Raw genomic sequence first — 18012 nt, 5'->3', positions numbered from 1 at the left:
CCCTTGCCCGGATGAAGAACGGAACTCTCATCCTGCTGATTCTGTTACTTCTCTTCGCCTTCCCGGAGAGCCGGCCTTCAGAGGAAATATCCATGAAAACCACCCGGAATTCGGCTGCCGAGCCCGAATTTACCAATCGATTGATCCACGAGACCAGCCCCTATCTGCGGCAGCATGCCCACAACCCGGTGGACTGGTTCCCCTGGGGAGAGGAAGCCCTTGAAAAGGCCAGGCGGGAAGACAAGCCGATTCTGCTCAGCATCGGATATTCGGCTTGCCACTGGTGCCATGTCATGGAGCGGGAGTCCTTCGAAAACGAAGCCATCGCCGAGGTCATGAACGCCCACTTCGTGAACATCAAGGTCGATCGGGAGGAACGGCCCGACCTGGACACCCTCTACATGAACTATGTCCAGATGACCACTGGAAGCGGCGGCTGGCCCATGACGGTGTTTCTGACTCCCGACGAGATCCCCTTTTTCGGGGGGACCTATTTCCCTCCCGACGACCGCTTCGGTCGGCCCGGCTTCGGGCGCCTCTGCCTGGCTCTGGCCGAGGCCTATCGCGAGAAGCGGGAGGAGATTGAGGCCCGGGGGCCCGACATTCTGCAGCGCCTGGAGGCCATGAACACGCTGCCAGCGGGCGCCGCCAAAGTGACCCGCGCCAGCCTCGACCGGGCTTTCGACCAGTTGGCCCCACGTTTTGACCTGACCCATGGCGGTTTCACCGGAGCTCCCAAGTTTCCCGGATCCATGAGCCTGACCTTTCTTCTTCGCCACTTCTCCCGGACCGGCCGCCCGGAGGGACGCGAATTCGTATCCCTGACCCTGGAGAAGATGGCCCGGGGGGGCATGTACGACCAACTGGGAGGAGGATTTCACCGCTACTCGGTGGATGAGCGCTGGCTGGTGCCCCATTTCGAGAAGATGCTCTACGACAACGCCCTCCTGAGCCGGCTCTATCTCGAAGCCTATCAGCTCGACCCGCAACCCCTCTATGCCAGAGTGGTGGAGGAGATCCTGGATTACGTGGTCCGAGAGATGCTGAATCCCCAGGGCGGCTTCTACTCGACCCAGGACGCCGACAGTGAGGGCCACGAGGGCAAGTTCTTTGTCTGGACTCCAACCGAGGTCGGGGAGATCCTCGGCGAGGAGGAAAGCAAGGCCTTCTGCCGATATTACGACGTCACTGACGGGGGGAACTTCGAAGGGTCCAACATCCTGAACGTGCCCCGGCCCCTGGAACAGGTGGCCGGCGAGCTGTCACTGTCTCCGGGCGAGCTTGCCAGGATCCTTTCCGAAGCCCGGGAACGCCTGTTCCGGGAGCGTGAGAAGCGGGTCAAGCCGCACCGTGACGAGAAGATTCTCACCGGCTGGAACGGCATGATGGGCGTCAGCTTCGTGGAGGCGTCGGTGGTCCTGCAGCGGGCCGATTACCTGGAGGTCGCCAAGCGCAATGCCCGCTATCTGCTCGAGCACCTTTCCCGAGGAAACAGGATACTCCGCACCCGCAAGGACGGGGTGTCCAAGCTGCCCGGCTACCTCGATGACTACGCCAACCTGGTGGAGCATTTGCTGGCGCTATACCAGGCCACCGGCGAGAGAGAGTGGCTGGACCAGGCAGTCATCTACAACGACGCCATGCTGGAGCAGTTCTGGGACCGGGAGCAGGCCATCTTCTTCCTCACCGGCGAGGAACACGAGCAACTGGTGACTCCGGTCAGGGACGCCTACGACAACGCCACCCCGGCCGGAAGCTCGGTGGCGGTGTTCAATCTTCTCAAGCTGGCCATCCTGACTGGAAACCTCGAGTATCGGAGCATTGCCGAGACCAACCTCGAGAACATGCACCTTCCGCTGACCCGCTATCCCAACGGCTTCGGATACCTGCTGGGGGCCGCCGACTTCTACCTGGGCCCGGTCAAGGAAATCGCCGTGGTGGGCGATCCGGAGTCCGACGAGACCCAACGGCTGCTCGATGTCGTTCATCGGAAGTTCCTGCCCAACAAGGTGGTGGCCCTTCTGGACCCGAACGACGCCGGCGGCGCTCGCGAGCTGCCCCTGCTGGAGGGCAAGACGCTGGTCAGGGGCCGGCCCGCCGCCTACGTCTGCGAGAACTACACCTGCAAGGCCCCGGTCACCGAACCCGGCCAGCTGGAACTGGAGTTGGAATAGACGCTTTGATTGGGATGGGGAACGCGCCAAGAGGTTCCTGTTACCCCGGCAAGGTGAAAGAGACTCTCCCTGGAGCTTACCATCGGTTCAAACTTACCGGCACAAACAGGCACCAACCCGACGACATCCCGGCCTCGCAGGATCATTCTCGATTCGGACCCCGGCATTGACGATGCCATGGCCATCCTTTTGGCGGCCCAGTCCCCGGAATTGCGAATCGAGGCGATTACCGTGGTCTCCGGAAACGTGCTGGTGGACCAGGGTGTGGAGAATGCGCTCAAGCTGGTCGAACTGGCCGGCCGGACCGAGATCCCGGTGGCCAGGGGAGAGAAATGCCCACTCCGGAAAAAGCTGATCACGGCCCCCATCGTGCATGGCAGGAACGGTCTCGGAGAGACGGAATTGCCTTCCCCGGCCAAGACCGCCGAGTCGGGTCACGCCGTGGATCTGATCGTCGATCTCGTCCGCGCCCACCCCGGGCAAATCACCCTGCTGCCCCTGGGACCACTGACCAATATCGCTCGGGTCCTGCTCAAGCGACCGGACATCGCAGAACAGATACCCGAGATCATCCTGATGGGCGGCTCTATCGAAGGAGGAAACGCCACCCCTGCCGCCGAGGCCAACATCTACAACGATCCGGAGGCCGCCAAGATCGTCTTCGAGTCGGGCATTCCCATCACCATGGTGGGTCTGGGCGCCACTCATCAAACCCTGTTGCAACGATCCCATACGGCTGCTCTCGCCGACCATCGATCACCCATCGCACGCTATGTGGCTCAATTGGCCGATTTCTACCTCGCTTTTTCCGAGAGCATCGGCTTTGAAGGAGGCGCGCTCCACGATCCGCTGGCAGTGGGTTTGGCAGTGGATTCGTCCCTGGCCACGGAGAGTCGTCCCATGCATATCGCCGTGGAGACCCGGGGGCGATTGACCTACGGCGAAACGGTGGCCAATCGCTATCTGCTCAGGGAATCCATAGAAGACTCCGGAGACCACTACGTTCTTACCGGGCTCGAGCCTGTTGAACCCAATGCCCAGGTTCCAGTGCTGATCGACGCCGACCGGTTCCTGCAGTTCTTCATGGACCGGATCTGCGCCCCGCCGCGGGCTCCGGAGTGAGAACCTGGTCGGGGTAAAATGCCAGTGATTTCAGGTGCGGCGAGCCAGCCGGCTGTGGATCGGAGTTTGCGATGTCAAAGACGGCCGGGCACAAGCAATTCCACTAATTCAACAACGTCCCCTGGGGGTTCCCTCGAAACTTTCCAACAAGTGAGGATGGCTCACCGATCAAGTGGATTAACTCTTACATCGTTCCATTTTTTTGGTGTGAACCTCCTCTCGGATTTTTCTGTTGGCGGGCAAGCTCAGTCGCCCCTCCCCCGCTCGTCGTAGACCATGAAGCCGATGATCACCAGCACTGAGATAATCACCGCACCGACGAACCACTCCATTTTTCCTCACCACTGACCCACTAGCCCGAGCCTTATCGGGGCTGACTTGATGAAGTTCGGCGCGCGCTGCTGCCGGACGGCAATCCCGCGGACGGGAACCCCCTTCTGGAAGGTCGCCTTAACCTCCGCCTTCTCCTCCTCGGTCCAGGCCTTGTTGGCTCTTCCTGGGGGGGGCTCTGGCCTCGGAGGTCAGTACAGGTTTCAACTCACGGATGTATTCTGCATGGAGGCGGAAGACCTGCTCCGGCGATCCTGTCGATGCGGCGTGAGAGTTCATTAAACTCGTGGGAGTGAACCGTCATGACCATCGGATGTTCTCGTCCACGTGGATATGGTCCCGGATGAATTGCAGCAGCACCACCGCGTCGGCAAGTTTGCGGTAGATGCCCCATACCAGAAAAAACACCGCTACGGGGAAGATCACAGCGACGGCGGTTTCAGCCAGTCTGCCGATGGCGATGATAGAATCAATGGGCAAGGTGGCCTCCTGAAGAATGAAGGGCCGGCCTCATGGCGAAGCCGGACCGACGCCCTTTTCGGGTTGGTTTAGTGACGCTGACGGTGAGGACACAACGGCACAGGATGCATGGCGCACCAGCGTTCCTGACACTTCCACCCCTGAACCCGGGCATCCCGGTAACACCCCATGGTTCCCCACAAACCCACGGCGTCATAGTCGCGGGCGCACCGGTGCTCGGCCCTCTAGCGTGCCGGGTCGGAATCGTCGACCGTGTTGGGGTCGACGCCTGAATCCACTACCTCCTTTAAGAGATCTGGATCCCCCGGGGATATGACCCTGTTGAGTTCATCGACCGTGGCCATCGGACCTGGCGCGGCCCGGGCGGTGTGACTGGCCGTAGAATTGGGTAAGACGACCAGCCACACCTATCCTGGAGGGGGCGCTCCAGGAATTACATTCCCGCTTTCGAGCCTCCTGACAACTCTGCGGCGGCCCTGCGGAGAGCCGCCAAAGGGTTCTTGATCCTAAGAACAGCCTTGTCGTTTTACTTGATCAGCAGAAGCGACGGTATCGAAAGGGCACGAGCTGCGATGGCCGCCACCATTTCGAAAATGGCTTCCCACAGGCTTACCTCCCGACGTAAACCTCCGAAATTCAGGGTCGCCCCCCTCCCTTGACGTCCTTCTGTTGCCCTGCATCACGCCTTTGCCACCCCCCAACCGCCGCCGAACCGGGGAAAGGCTCAAGGCCGACAGGAAGGGAATGCGCCCGGGCCGGACGGCAGGAAGGTAGACGCGGCCCCCAGAGAGAAGGTCCTTCTGCACTGCACTCCGACTTAAGGTCGATGCACCTGCCTGCTTTCCTCCGCTCCCAAGGTTTCTCAAATCACTGCTAATACGAATGTTGCCCTGAAAGGGCTCCCGAAACAGATCCTGCAGAGAGTTGATTTCGAGGAAATCACGCCTGACGCTAACAAACGAATGTGCTCTTAAAGTGACTATTAGATCTAATAAAGTGTCCATTACGTGTTTTTAGACAAAATATCCCAAACTGAGACAAATGACGTTCGATTTGGCCAGACCCCGGCTCCTTGGTCGAGAGGGCCCCTCTCCTGCGGATTTCCCGCAAGAGCCGTGGAGGTCAAGAAAACACCATCTCCAGCAGCTTGAACATGATGAGAGAGGAAGGGCGGCTGGTCCTTCTCAAGAAGGGCGAATAGGAGGTGCAGTGGAGCCTTGCCAGAGACGAAACTGGACGTGAATCAAGAGCGAAGAAAAGGCTCCGAAATCCGGTTCCGGCTATAAAAACCGGTTACCGAAATCAGAACGAATCGGGAAGCGGTTTGTTTTCCGCAGTCACTGAAAAAAGAGGCAGAAAGTAGGGGACGTTGTTGAATTACTGGAATAACTGCAATTAACATCGGCATCGGTCACGTGGCAGTGAACTACACACTGCCTGCCACGACGTGCCCGAGGGCTCTCTTCATCGCTTCCCCATCTTGTTTCGACAACGCCCCGAGCTTACGGACAATCAGAGCATCATCCAGGGTGAAGAGCTTGAAGCGGACCTTGCAAGGAACATTGAGGCAGGCCTGCCGCCAGCCCTGAATTGCTACGTCGCTCGGCCAATCGCGCCCGGCTGTGGTTATCATTGCCAGGATGGATTGTTCATGAGTCCGATTGAAGATTGCCGATGAGACTATCAGGGCCGGCCGGCGTTTCGTGCGTCGGCGGTCGGTGAAGGGAAAAGGGACGACGGCTACATCGAGGGGCTCAAAGATCACGCCACGCATGCTCGTCTTCGGGCGAGGACCATTCGTCAAGAACCTTGGAGAGAGACTTCAGATAGTTGTCCTGCCCCGGCGTCACCTTGCGTACCACTAGATGATCGTCCTCGATCTCGAAAGAAATCACATCACCAACGTGCAGGTTGGCCGCCTCACGGATGCGCTTGGGGATGGTCGTCTGGCCGCGCCTTGTAATCATTGAGAGTTGCATGTTCCTATTTCTCTGAAGTTCTGATCCTACAGATAGTAAGGCATACCGGAACTGATTGGTAAATCCAACCTGGCTGTTCTGCCCTTCCGACCAGTTCTCGCGCCAGTGCTGACGGAAAAAACGCCCATTGTCGGTGGACGCGATGGCAGCCGGAATGAAACGCGCCCGGGGAATTGGCCTACGGTGGGTTGAAACGCAATTACAGGAGGAGTAGGTGCCGGCAAAAGCACTTACGGTGACCGTAAGCACCGTGCGGTCAGCTACTTCCGGACGAGTGGAGCACTCCGAGACACGAGAAGCCTCCGTCCAACAATTTTCCGGATGATTTGGCAGACTGAGCCCGACGAATGCTAATATCGCTGCGCCGTACGGTGGGGGCGACTTTTTCCCGTAACTGACCGGCCGTCAGTTACCCCGGGCTATCAGATGGGAATGTTGGATGGGAATGGTCGGCTGAAGATTTTAAAACGTTGATTATAGGGTAATACCAGAACCGCTCGGACTTTCTTGGGATGGAGTTTGGTGGACGAGAAGGGGATCGAATGATCAGTCTAACAAACTGATATAAAGTCATTTAAGAAAAACCTAATCAAATTTTTACCACGTTTGATCCCACGAATGCCAGAGCCGAACGGAGCACTTGCTCCGCCAAGGGCTAACTGCAAGGATTGTCATTCCAAACTAAAGGCTCACCAGTTCTGGCATCACAAAGGCTACCTAACTTGGGTGGACCGGCTGGATCAGCGCACGCTTCATCGAGCTGAAATTGGGTTAGGCCTCTCGTTCGGGAGAGATCCGTCCTGGTCAGATTCGCGTCGAATAGGTGGACACCGGTTAGGTTGGCCGTGCCCAAAAATGTATTGGTTAGGTTTGCACCTATCAGCTTCGCACCGGTCAGGTTTGGCCCTCGCAGGATCATGTTGGACAGGTCTGCAGAAATCAGGAACACACGATATGCCTCTTTCCTCTCAAGTGCAATATCGGCTTTGTTCCGGGTACCGATAACCGCCAATGCGACCCGAACATCCTCGCGGTCCGTTGATCTAGCTTCCTCAGTTGGGTAGCACACGAACGAACTCAATAGCCGCATTGTTTGGACATGGTATTGCTCTGGGTCGTGTTTGCCCAAACGATGCAGCGCAAATATGCCTCCCAAGCGGACAGCCATCACCTTGCTGCCAAGCATTTCTGCGCTCCTTTGGTAACGCTCGTTCAGTAGCCCGCGCTGCGAAGTATCAGCTTGGACTTCGGCAGCCTTCGCTAGCTGCATGGAGGATTCGCCTTGGACTCTGGAAGCCTCCGCCTGTCGATCAGCCACCACACCACGCCAGAGGGCTACCCAAATCGCAATGAGACCACCGTATACGAGCCCAAGGTTTCGAAGGATCGTTGAGCCGGACTCCCCTGAGGACGACACGACCCAATCCCAATGCCACCAGAGAGTAAGGGTCAATATAGACAGGGCCAGTCCGCCCAACAGGTTGACACAACACATTCGTTTCATTGCCGAAATTATAGCTTGGCCCCGAAGGTGTGCCTAGCTCTGTCCCTAAGGGAACGAACCGGTATCGGTTAACCGGCCTCCATGTCCATCAACCCAGCCAATCCTGCCGCCTTGGCAAGGTCCATCCCGCCCGCGACTAACTTCTGAAACGACTGTGCCCGGCCGGCCAGGTCCACGTTGTAAAGATCGAAGCCCAGCCGGATCGGCGCTTCCAGCTTGGCCGCGAGCTCGGCCTGCAACATCCGGGCCAGCGGTTGCACGGTCCCTAGAAAGAACTGCCGCAGGGCTTCTCGCTTGCTTGTGCCGTCGGAATCATCAAACATGGCGACCGAACACCCAGCAGCGGCCAGGACGGCCTTAAAGGCATCGGCCCGGACTTGTACCAGCCCGGCCGCCGGCGCCGGCCCCAACCGCTCGGCCTTCCAGTCCCTTTGAGGGGCCGACAGCCTGCCATCGCCCCAACCGGCCGCCGTGGTTTCCAGCAACAGCGCCTTGCCCCTGGCCGTCCGGAGATCGGCCTTCAGTTCCTTCAAGGGATCCTCGTCGGTCCCGTCCCCGCCGTCCTGAGGGATGGCCAGCAGATTGGCAATCGGCCCGCCGGCCTCGTCGGCCAGGGACCGCTCGGACTCCGATTGCAGTCGTGCCGTGATATTGGCCCAGGATAGCGGCCCGGTCCCTGTGTACCGCTGGCCGGGAGTGGACCCCCACTTGACAAACACGACCCCCGAAAAGGGCAAGTGGCGAGTGACGGACGTTGATGGTCCGTAGACCGTGGCCCGAACGCTCCAGCTTGACGGATGGGCCGATCCCTCGAAATGCCAGCTTGCCGCCGGCAGAAGGGATACCCGCCCCGCGTTGTCCACGTCCAGGACGTGCAGGGATTGACCCGACCTCACCAGGTCGCGCCCGACTTGCCCCAGGAACTCGGCAGACACCGCCCCGGTCGCCCACTCAGGCCCCGAGACCTCAGCCGCCGCCAGGGCCCGGGAGAGTGCGCCGGCAGCCGCCTCGACCGCGGCCGTTGATCCGGTGCTTGCCGCCGTCCCGGCCGCTTGAGCTTCCAGCAACCGCACAACGGCATCGGTGAAGCTCCCGCCCGATTGCCGCCGCTCCGGCCTGAATTGTGAAATCCCCAGCTCGATCATATCGCCCCAGCTCGCCGGCGCTTCCACCGGCTCAATAATCCCTTGGCCCCGGATCGGTGAAACATGGCCGCATGGTTGACGGCATACTCGACCCGCTTCGCTCCCAGCTCCTCCTCCACAATCCCGCCGAAATCGGATTGGGCCAGGTAGCCAGCAAGCCTCACCACGGCTTCATTCTGAACGCATGACGGCGCGTTCGGCGCCTCGGCCTCAACTATCGCCTTTGCCACTTTCCGAAGCTGCGCCGCGTGTGTTTCGGCCACCCCGGACACTCGTTGCCGCAGTTCCTCGGCCGTAATCGTTACAGCCATAACCGCCGCCTCTTGGCCTTGCCCCTGGCCTCCACCGTTGCGCCCGAGTAGGCCCCCGAATCCACCAGACCAGCGCCCACCAGGCGCGCCCGCTGGATTACCCGCAGCCCGTCCCGGCGCGTCTCCTTTTCGGCCCGGAACTCAACAGACAGGCCCCGCAGGACACCCGCCCGGACGTTTGTGGCCGCGTCCCTGCCGGCCGTGGTGTCCGGCAGCTCGATCGATACCCGGACCTCGGTTTCCGTGGCCTCGGGAATGAACCGCGCAATGGGATCTTGCCGCTTGTGCATGGCCCTCAGCAAGACGCCATCGGCCGGCCAATGCAAGGCCCCGGCCTCAAACACTTCCGGCCGGTCGCTCGCCCGCTCGCCGTAGGGCAGCAAGACGCCCACCAGGCGGCCGGGACTCATGCGCTCGGCATCAGACTCAAACCGGATTTCAACCGTTCGGCTTTCGTGTTCCATGCTCACCTACCGCCGCCCCGGAAGGCGTCTATACCACCGATCGGACGCTTGCTTGCAGGCCCTCGACAGCCGCCCCGACTTCCCGGCCAGCCGCCGCGCTATCACTTCTTCGCCCGGATCCACAATGACTTCCTCCGTACCCTCCAGGGCCGGGCCAAAATCTTCCCGCCGCGGCCCCAGGATCTCCAGCAGGAACCGCCGCCGGCCGGGATCCCCGTCAGAATTGGTTGCTACCACGTCAATCCCGCGCTTGCGCGCCGCCGTGATAACGGCCCGCCTCGTGTACTCGGCAAGGGGCAGGATCCATTCCGGCCGCTCTGGATACTTCCCATCCGGACCGCGCTCTTGCTGGAGCATGGCCACAACCAGGGATTGAAAGTCTGCAACCACCGTCGGACGGCTGGCCGCATCGCGCCGGCGCTTGGCTTCCTGGCTCTTGCCAGCCCCGGCCGGACCGCTTATCAGGACAGATCCCATGGCAAATCCTGCAAAAACGGCCCCAGGATGGTCTCGGAGGTATAGACCACCCTGGAGCCTTAGAAACGCCAGCAGGCGCGGCCGCAGCGCCAGCGCGGCCCCTTTAGGCCGCGACCTTGAAAGCGATTTGAGAGTAAGCGTCCGGCTGAACCAGGATCACGTCCCCGAGCAGGACGTGCATTGTAAAGAACCGCTCACCCTTGGCGCTCCCGCTGTAAATGTCGTTGATTGAAATTTCGTTCCAGTGGGGACAAACCGCCGTCCGCATGGCTCCGGTCCCGCCCATCATGGACCGTCCCATCCGAAAGAGGATGCCTTGCTGGAGTTTGTTGGCTGCGTCCGGCATCCGCTTGTTGGTCTTGAAGCCTCCGGATTGGGCCATCAGGTAGGACGCGGCCGAAAGCTCGCCCTTGTAATTGGCGGCCGATTGAAAGGTCTTTCCGGCCAACTGATAGGTGTCCGGCCCCACCAGCAGCGCCACGTCCCTTTGACTCAGCGCCCAAAGGCCATCAACCCCGCCGGCCAGGGCCGCAGCGAAAAGGTCGAACGTGGCCAAGGTGTCCGGGGCGCTTGGATCCGTCAATCGGTGAAACAAGCCCACCAGATCCGCCCCGGAATTGCTGCCGGCCCCGTTCAGCCCTTGCTTGTCCAATTCGTCCGACAGGACCAGGGATAAATTTTCGCGCAAAATTGGTTCGAAATTTCCTTGACCTATGGCCGCCACGTCCTCAATCCGAATCCCCAACCTGGCGCTGATCCGCTTGGGAGTAACCGACGTCACCGTGAAGGCCGCCGCGGTGGCTTCCTGTGCCGCGCCCTTGGCCTTGCTGGCGGCCGTCAGGGACGTGGTAATCGTGGCGCTTGCGTAGGTGCCGGACTCGACTCGGGGCATTTCCACCCCAAGTCCCGGGAGGATAGACTGCGCGAACACGGCCGGCCTGATCCGGTCCAGGTTGACCCCGACCGTCCCAGGGGCAGCCGTTGCCGCGTCACCCTGCCGATGCTCGGCCCGTTCCTCCGGGGCCACCGTGTCCCATAGCTCGATTGGGATGCCGTCCCCGATGCCGGCGGCCTCCTGCAACTCCCGTTCGGCTCCGTCCACTCTCCGGCCCGACAGCGCCGCCCGTAGGTAGGCCGACAGGTTGGCCCGGCTGCGCAGCTCCAGGCGCTCCCGGCGCTCGGCGTCCGGCTCGGTTTCCAGGGCCCGGCTTTCGGACTCGCCCTCGGCTACCAAGGCCGCCCGATACTGCGTTTCCTTGGCCCGGAACTCGGTTTGCAGCCGGTCGGCTTCCTGCCGGATTTCGTCGGTGAAGGCGTCACCCTCCAGCCCTGCAATCTCATTCAGCCGTTGCCGGATCTCCGACAGTCGGACGGCCAGCCGTTGCGAATTGGTCATGATCGACCCTCCATGAAAAACTGACTTCCGTTACTCCCCATCCGAAATTCGATCCGGAATGGGGTTTCCGTCCGCGTCACGCGCAACCCCGTCCCGGACCTTGTGCGCATTCCTCAAGTGCTCCAGGTAGTTTTGATATGCCATTTCTGCGGCCTCGCGCTGCGCCCGCGCCTGGGGGTCCAGGTTTGCCTCGAGGGCCGCGAGTGCGTAATGAATGACCTCACCAGCGGGAATTTTCGCCCCAGGGGCCGGGACGGCGCCGCCGGTCGCGCACAGTACAAAGCGCAGGTTTGACCGTTGCGGCTCCGGCAATTCCGACAGCAACCGCCCGCACCGGTCAATCAAGTTTCGGGTTTCACGATTTACCCGAACGGTCGTTACCGGCGCGACCTCCAGAATTTCGCCCTCGGGAGTGCCGTCTGCCATCATTGCCGGGCCGCCCTTCCCGTCTCCGTTGATTTGGACGTGGTATCGAATTGGCTTTTTTTTCATCTTGCCCTCTCGAAATCTACAAATAATATACAATTGTTAAATCTTCCCTGCAAGAAAAACCCCCCTCAGCAGGTCGGCCCACCGTTGCGCCTCATCACTCAGGGGTCGCCGGTGCGCCTCAATATGACAGCGCCGACAAAGGACGGCCAGGTTATCGGCCGCGTAGGCATCCCCGCCCCGGTGCAGCGGCCGCTTGTGGTGGACCTCGAGACGGCCAGCCTTGCCGCACCGCTCGCAGCGGTAGCCGGTGCGCTTGAGTTCGCGCCGGCGGACCCGATCCCAGCGCCGGCCCCGGATGCTGGCATAGAACCTCGAGCCCGCCCGATCCATCACACCGCCCCTCGATAGCGCCAGCGAGGACGTCGGGGCCGGCGGATCCACCGCGACAACGCGCCGGCAGCCAGCAGCCAGGCCGCCGCCACATCATCCCGCGCCGTGTTATTCGATCCCCGCTTGACCAACCGGACCGAGCCTTGATCGTCGTTTTTAACCATGGCCACCGACAGAGAGGCCGTCAACAGATCCCGCGATCCGGTTTCCACCGACAGCGGCCCATCGGCCGCCAGCTTCCGCAGGCCCCTGATATCCTCGCTCGCCTCGCTCCACCGCGTAACTCTTGGAACCAGCCGCGCACCGTTCACCGCGTCCGCCAGCTCGGGAAGGCGGAAGCGATCACACAGGATGCAATCGGGGCCGCCCCAGGCCGCCACGGCCGAACCGTGAAGGAATGCCGGCGCCGGAACCCGGAACCCATCGGCAACCAGCAGCCGGCCGGATTCCTCCAGCTTGCGGTAGAGGCCAGCCGGTACGCGGTCCCGTTTCTCCTGATCTTCCAGCGAGGGAATTCCAGGGGCAACCGCCAGGGCTTCGGTTCGGCCGTTGCGCCACAGCGCCACCGCCGCGGACCATGCGCGGCCGCCGCCCAAGTCATAGGCGAACATCGGCAGGCCTTCCCGATCCGGGACCGCCCTGGCCGTCACTCGCTCCCAATCCTCCACCGTCAGCAAGACCTCGCTTTCGTCGGCTGTCGGGATGTTCAACCGGTAGGACAGAAACCGAGCCTTTAGCCGAGTGTCCCGCCTTGCTGCGTCCCGCTCCTGTAGTAGCTTGGCCCGGAAGTCTGCCGATATCGCCGTCAGTGGGTTTGCCTTGCGGATGGTTGGCCAGCGGTCCCAGGTCTTGCGATCCCCCTGCAGCACCTGCACGTACACGCCCGGCCCCGATCCGTCCTTAACCAGATCGTGCCACCAGCCGCCCGTTGATGGCGCCAGCGTCCCTATGTAGACGGCGCGGAGTGGTGAGCCCGGCTTTCCCTTGGCGGTTTCGATGGCGTCATGAACCAACGTCCCGCCCCTCACTTCCCAGGCCCCAGGTTCGTCGGCAATCACCCAGGGGCAACCGACAAGGCCCATGGCCGTCTTGCCGTTCGATCCGATCACCCGCAGCTTAGTATTGCTGGCCGTGTGTGTGATCCCTATTCGCGTGTTGCTGTCCAAAAACCGATAGCCGCCCCTTGGTTCCAGGATTGCGCGCACAAACCGAAAGACTATCCTGGCCTGCTCGATCGAGGCCGCGCACAAGACCGACTCAGTCCCAGGACGGAATAGACGATCGGCCGGAGACAGAACCCGCGCCGCCAAGTGTCCCGCCAGCCAGGATTTCCCGTTACCACGGGGTAGACACAGCACGGCCGTATCGACCCCGCGAGCTGTCGCCCGTGCCAGAAACCGCCTTTGAAATCGTCGAAGCTGATTCATTTCGAGTTACACAGAAAGCCCCCGTGGCGAGGTGCGACCCCCAAGCAATCCGCCGCCGGTGCCATCACGCCCTTATCCAGTCCAGCTTGCTCCGCCTCGCCGTCGCCAGCCCGTGCCGGCGGCAGAGATTGCGCACCGACCCCGCGCACCACCGATAAGCCTTGCCCTGGCTCAGAGTGCGGCAAGTGGGGAGTCCGGCCCTATCGAGCTCGGCCGCGGTTTCCTCGAAGGTGAAGCCTTGCGACCGACACAACCGGACCAGGGGCAGCGCCAGCGCGTCACAGTCGGCCGTCCGTCCGTTGCGTTCTGCCATCATGTTCCGCCTCAGTGATTGGCTCCAGCGGCTTCCCTTCGGTGTCGGCATTGTTACCCCCTCGCTATCGGTTCCCGCGTCTTGATGATTTTGCCCTGTTTCCGCTTATCGGTTCCCGGTTCCGGTTCCTTTAGGGAACCGTAGAACCGGCGGAACCGCTAAACAACGGTTCCCGGAACCGCTCGGAACCGCTAATCCCCATAGTCTATTGCGGCCTGAACTTCGGCCTTTTCCTCTTGCGTCAGGCCCCCGCCGTCCACCCGGTAGACCCATCCGCGCCCCTGCTTTTCCTTTTCGATCCGGCCAGCTTCCACGAGTCCCCGGACGGCCTCAATCACCTTGAACCGCCGAATCCCGGCCGCCTCCTGCACAGCGGTAATTCCGCGGATCCCCTCCAGCCCGGCCGCCTTGATGGCCTCATAGACCGTTTCCATATCGCCCGCTTCGGCTTCGGTTCCAGTGTCGGCCTCGACCTTGGGCGCGGCCAACTCCCAGGCAAAACCGCCGCTTGCGTCCCAGGATCCGGCCAAGGTCGCAATGGGCCGCCCCATCCCGGCCTCCAGGTCGCCAATGCGGTCTTTTTCGTTCAGCAAGGTGACGTGCCCGCCCTTGGTTTTGGTCCACGGTCCGCCGGTAAATCGCAACTGTCGGTTGCGGTCCAGGTAGGGCCGGCCGCCTTCCACCCGCAGGGCCGCACCGTCCACCCTGGCGCGCTTGGTTTGGCTTCCGATCGGCCCCGCGGGCCGGTCCTTTTCGCGCTTTGGGATGTGATCCACCAGCAGGACCGCAACATCGGCCTTGCGCCAGGGATCAACAGCCTTGTCCAACCAAGGATTTACATCATCCGAAGCATGGCCGCCACCGCCCCAGGTTTCGGCGCTGTCGATCACCACCAGGGAAAAGCGCGGGGCCGGGGCCGTCAGCAACCACCCCAGGGCCTCGCCCTTGATGGCATTGGACTCGATTAGTTCCGGGGCATTGTAAAAGCGGAAGCGGTCCGTATTGGTGACAGACTCCAGCAGGCCCAAGGGGCCGGCCCGCGTCGCCACAGTTCCGGGCCTATCTTCGCAATCCATCCAGAGACACCGGCCGCCGCGCTCGATGGCCTTGCCGGCGGCAATCAGGGCCACCCAGGACTTGCCGCAGCCCGGCTCACCGTGCAACGTTGAAAAACGGCCGGCATACAGAATGGCGGCCCCATCGGACCGCTCCAGGATGCACGGTTGGCGCTCGATCGGTTCCGCGGTAACGGGAAGGTGGAGCTCTTCAAAGGTGGGATTGTCGGCGCGGGCCTCGGCCGTATCAAACAGGTAGCGGATGGTCCGGTCTTTTTCCTCGATGATCCATTGAACCAGCGTTGCATCATCCAGGTTCGGCGCATAGTAGCCGTAATCGCTCGGATCCAGGTTGAAGTATCGCCACTTGCCTTTATCGTCCTGGACGGGTAAACGTCCATCCCGCCCCGGCCGTTGCTTGTCGGCCGCAGACGTGTTACTCTCACCGTCCATAGGTCATACCGTCGTGCCAGCCCCGGGCTGCCATCCTGGGGCTTTTTTTGTGCGCTCAGGCAGACACGCGGGAGCCCTCGCCAGTTGCGCGGGGCCGGCTTGCGATCCAGGATTCAATTTCAGATTGAGGCCAGCGGACGGCCTTTCCACCAAGTTTCAAAGGTAGAGGAAACAAGTTTTGCCTCATCAATCGGTAGACCGTCGATCGGGCAAGTCCACAGCGCCGCTCTACCTCCGTTCGGGTCAAAAGTCGGTCAATCATATTTCCTCCAGTTCTCGAGATCAGAAAATCCACCGCTTTCCCAAACAATGCCCAACTTTCCCGCACGGGTACATACCGAAAATATGGGGTAGTAGTTTTAGGGTGTTAACGTCGCCGTTGTTTCTTGCCGGGTGGGAGAATGAGGCCTTGGTCTCGAGCCCGTTCGATATGTGGCCTCATGTTTCTCCAGATTGAACGGATGGCCCCATAGCTCATGTTGAGCCTTTCCGCCACAACATGACAGGCCGTCCGAGGATGCGCGGAGATTCGTTGATCGAACTCGTAGGGTATCCCAGTTACGTCGCGGATACCGTTGACAGCTGCGGCAATCGCAAGGTCCCTCATTCGGTTTCGGTGAGCAACCCGCCCGCCTCCTTTCGGTTTCTTGAGAACCCCCGCTGCGGCATCTATCCACCATTCAGCCAATCTATTTGGCAAGGGCTTGCCGCCCCGCCGAAGTCGTCTAACAAGGGCTTCCAGCACGTCCCAAGCAAGCCGGTCTTCTTGGGATGCAAGGATGTACAAAGCCAACATCTCCGGTCGCCGCCTTAATCCTTCTCCTTGCATCTCAACCAGGAACTCGTAAGTTCCAAACTCCGCCAGTGTCGCCTCAAGAAAGTCGAGCCAATATTCTTCATCAGCCGGACCGCCGTGGAAGGCAGGGTGTGTCTGTATCTTGCGTATCAGTGCTTCCACCTTATCCATGGATCCGCACCACCTTCCCGACAGCTCGGGTCAGATAGGCGGCCCACTGATCCATCAACTGCCGCCGCTTGGCGAACAAGTCACTTCGGAAATAGGCGCCCTCGACACCGCCGACCGTATGGGCCAACGCGGCCTCAGCAATTTCGCGCGGTACATTCGCCCGCTCGCCGCACCAGTCACGGAAGCTCGATCTAAACCCGTGCACAGTTGCCCGCTCGGCCAAGCCGGTTGACCGCAGCAGCTTGGTTAAAGTCATATTGGATAGACAGCGCCCAGGCCTCAGCGCCGAAGGGAAAATCAGACTGGAACCATCATCCAGCACCCGGGCCTGCTCCAGTACCGAGACCGCGGCATCAGACAGCGGTACCCGATGCTCGGCTCCGCCCTTCATTCGCTCGCCAGGAATGCGCCATTCTCTCGCGTCCAGGTCAATCTCGCTCCAGGTCGCTTCCCGGGCCTCACCACTACGGGCGGCCGTCAATACCAGAAACCGGAGACAGTACTTGGCGGCCATGCTCGCGTTGGTCCCCTCCACCTTTGCAAGCGCCGCGGCGACCTCCTGATAGGGCAGCGCCCGGAAGTGAGTTTTGCCGATCGCCATTGTCGGCAGCGCTCCAGAGATTGCCTCGCCGGCCACGTTCTCTCCCGGAATGTAGTTGTGTGCTTGCGCCCAGGAAAAAATCGCCCGGATCCGCTGGCGCAGCCGCCGCGCCCGCTCCGGACGGCTCGACCAGATAGGCGTCAGGATTCGCAGCACGTCCTCCCGGCGGACTCGATCAACCGGAGTACTGCCGACCATCGGAAAGGCGTATCTCTCAACAGAACTCCACCAGTCCGCCGCGTGCTTGGCGTTTCGCCACTTGGGCTTGAGCCCCCTAAATGTGCGTTCGGCGGCCTCCTGGAAAGTTGGCATCTTGGCCTTGCGTTTCCCGGCCAGCGGATCGCCGCCGTCCACCCTGGCGAGCTTCCGATTCTCAAATGCCTTGATTCTGGCTTCGGCCAGACTCACCAGCGGCCAGCCGCCCAGGCCAATGTCCCGGCGCTTGCCGTCGATGGCGATTCGTTGCACCCAGGACTTCGATCCACCGGGCGCAACGACCAGAAACAGCGTCCCGCCATCACCGTATCGCCCCGGTTCTGTGATAGATTTGACCTTTACAACAGTGAGCTTGCCCATGTTCCCTCCGCGCTTCTCCCACGTTTTATCCCACGACCTATATAGGATTATAAGGGATTGTGCAGGAACACGCAAGCACAAAAAGGGAATATAACTCCCTTTATATCAGTTACTTATGGGATTTTCTAAGAATTGGCGGGAAGGGGAAATGGTGGACGAGAAGGGGATCGAACCCTCGACCTCGGCGTTGCGAACGCCGCGCTCTCCCATCTGAGCTACTCGCCCAGGCTGAACGGGTCTGTTTAGCATCTTGGCCCAAAATGAGTCAAGCCATTTAGGCGCGGAAGGCGGCTGGTCGTCTACCAGTCGCCGGCAGGTGAAAATCCGGCCACGCGGCAGTCCCCTCCTGCGGTTCCTGCAGGAATTCCCGCCCTGCCCCTTGCTATATTGGTCCAGGAAGGATAGAACTCTGCCCG

19 protein-coding genes and 1 tRNA gene are annotated in these 18012 nt (G+C 61.1%); 2 read left to right on the top strand and 18 right to left on the bottom strand.

Translation table 11 applies throughout. The annotated features are described in order from the left end of the window. The first annotated feature begins 92 nt into the window (after positions 1-92). Positions 93-2174, top strand: a complete 2082-nt coding sequence (locus tag OXI69_13910) for a thioredoxin domain-containing protein (GenBank protein MDE2667235.1) — start codon at positions 93-95, stop codon at positions 2172-2174. Positions 2175-2318: 144 nt separating this feature from the next. Further along, entirely contained in the window at positions 2319-3296 is a 978-nt protein-coding gene (locus OXI69_13905) for a nucleoside hydrolase (GenBank protein ID MDE2667234.1), read from the top strand. 630 nt (positions 3297-3926) lie between these two features. On the opposite strand, the gene OXI69_13900 is transcribed toward OXI69_13905, so the two are convergent. From OXI69_13900 to OXI69_13815, 18 genes are all read right to left on the bottom strand, one after another. Beyond that, a complete protein-coding gene (locus tag OXI69_13900) occupies positions 3927-4106 on the bottom strand; it encodes a hypothetical protein (protein ID MDE2667233.1) in 180 nt (59 codons plus the stop codon). A gap of 1426 nt (positions 4107-5532) precedes the next feature. Next, on the bottom strand, positions 5533-5880 hold the full coding sequence (locus OXI69_13895; protein MDE2667232.1) for a type II toxin-antitoxin system PemK/MazF family toxin: 348 nt from the start codon (positions 5878-5880) through the stop codon (positions 5533-5535). Beyond that, positions 5861-6334 carry an AbrB/MazE/SpoVT family DNA-binding domain-containing protein gene (locus OXI69_13890; protein ID MDE2667231.1) on the bottom strand — a complete coding sequence of 158 codons (474 nt, stop codon included), beginning with the start codon at positions 6332-6334 and terminating at the stop codon, positions 5861-5863. The genes OXI69_13895 and OXI69_13890 overlap by 20 nt, the downstream gene beginning before the upstream one ends. 406 nt (positions 6335-6740) lie before the next feature. Continuing rightward, positions 6741-7355 carry a pentapeptide repeat-containing protein gene (locus OXI69_13885; protein ID MDE2667230.1) on the bottom strand — a complete coding sequence of 205 codons (615 nt, stop codon included), beginning with the start codon at positions 7353-7355 and terminating at the stop codon, positions 6741-6743. Between the two features lie 302 nt (positions 7356-7657). Beyond that, a complete protein-coding gene (locus OXI69_13880) occupies positions 7658-8734 on the bottom strand; it encodes a hypothetical protein (protein MDE2667229.1) in 1077 nt (358 codons plus the stop codon). Then, the gene (locus tag OXI69_13875; GenBank protein MDE2667228.1) at positions 8731-9045 is read right to left on the bottom strand and encodes a hypothetical protein; all 315 of its coding nucleotides are present in this window, start codon (positions 9043-9045) and stop codon (positions 8731-8733) included. Before OXI69_13875 ends, OXI69_13880 begins: the two co-directional genes overlap by 4 nt. Then, positions 9036-9509: an HK97 family phage prohead protease gene (locus tag OXI69_13870; protein ID MDE2667227.1), complete on the bottom strand. Its 474-nt coding sequence runs from the start codon at positions 9507-9509 to the stop codon at positions 9036-9038. Before OXI69_13870 ends, OXI69_13875 begins: the two co-directional genes overlap by 10 nt. A gap of 6 nt (positions 9510-9515) precedes the next feature. Further along, entirely contained in the window at positions 9516-9986 is a 471-nt protein-coding gene (locus OXI69_13865; GenBank protein ID MDE2667226.1) for a hypothetical protein, read from the bottom strand. A 103-nt stretch (positions 9987-10089) separates the two neighbouring features. Continuing rightward, positions 10090-11382 (bottom strand): hypothetical protein, encoded by a 1293-nt coding sequence (locus OXI69_13860; protein MDE2667225.1) that lies wholly within the window; start codon positions 11380-11382, stop codon positions 10090-10092. Between the two features lie 30 nt (positions 11383-11412). After that, complete coding sequence (locus tag OXI69_13855) at positions 11413-11811, bottom strand: hypothetical protein (protein MDE2667224.1); 399 nt, start codon at positions 11809-11811, stop codon at positions 11413-11415. Between the two features lie 99 nt (positions 11812-11910). Next, complete coding sequence (locus tag OXI69_13850; GenBank protein ID MDE2667223.1) at positions 11911-12204, bottom strand: HNH endonuclease signature motif containing protein; 294 nt, start codon at positions 12202-12204, stop codon at positions 11911-11913. Beyond that, positions 12204-13313 carry a hypothetical protein gene (locus tag OXI69_13845; protein MDE2667222.1) on the bottom strand — a complete coding sequence of 370 codons (1110 nt, stop codon included), beginning with the start codon at positions 13311-13313 and terminating at the stop codon, positions 12204-12206. The genes OXI69_13850 and OXI69_13845 overlap by 1 nt, the downstream gene beginning before the upstream one ends. Before the next feature lie 382 nt (positions 13314-13695). Continuing rightward, the gene (locus OXI69_13840) at positions 13696-13995 is read right to left on the bottom strand and encodes a hypothetical protein (protein MDE2667221.1); all 300 of its coding nucleotides are present in this window, start codon (positions 13993-13995) and stop codon (positions 13696-13698) included. A 140-nt stretch (positions 13996-14135) separates the two neighbouring features. Then, the gene (locus OXI69_13835) at positions 14136-15452 is read right to left on the bottom strand and encodes an AAA family ATPase (protein ID MDE2667220.1); all 1317 of its coding nucleotides are present in this window, start codon (positions 15450-15452) and stop codon (positions 14136-14138) included. Between the two features lie 55 nt (positions 15453-15507). Then, complete coding sequence (locus tag OXI69_13830; protein ID MDE2667219.1) at positions 15508-15714, bottom strand: AlpA family transcriptional regulator; 207 nt, start codon at positions 15712-15714, stop codon at positions 15508-15510. Between the two features lie 105 nt (positions 15715-15819). Then, the gene (locus OXI69_13825; protein MDE2667218.1) at positions 15820-16419 is read right to left on the bottom strand and encodes a hypothetical protein; all 600 of its coding nucleotides are present in this window, start codon (positions 16417-16419) and stop codon (positions 15820-15822) included. Beyond that, a complete protein-coding gene (locus OXI69_13820) occupies positions 16412-17596 on the bottom strand; it encodes a tyrosine-type recombinase/integrase (protein MDE2667217.1) in 1185 nt (394 codons plus the stop codon). Before OXI69_13820 ends, OXI69_13825 begins: the two co-directional genes overlap by 8 nt. 149 nt (positions 17597-17745) lie before the next feature. Beyond that, positions 17746-17821 (bottom strand) — tRNA-Ala (locus OXI69_13815). Positions 17822-18012: the final 191 nt, after the last annotated feature.

The sequence above is a fragment of the Acidobacteriota bacterium genome (assembly GCA_028875575.1).
Classification (GTDB): domain Bacteria; phylum Acidobacteriota; class Terriglobia; order Versatilivoradales; family Versatilivoraceae; genus Versatilivorator.
This window is presented reverse-complemented; position numbering and strand designations above follow the sequence as displayed.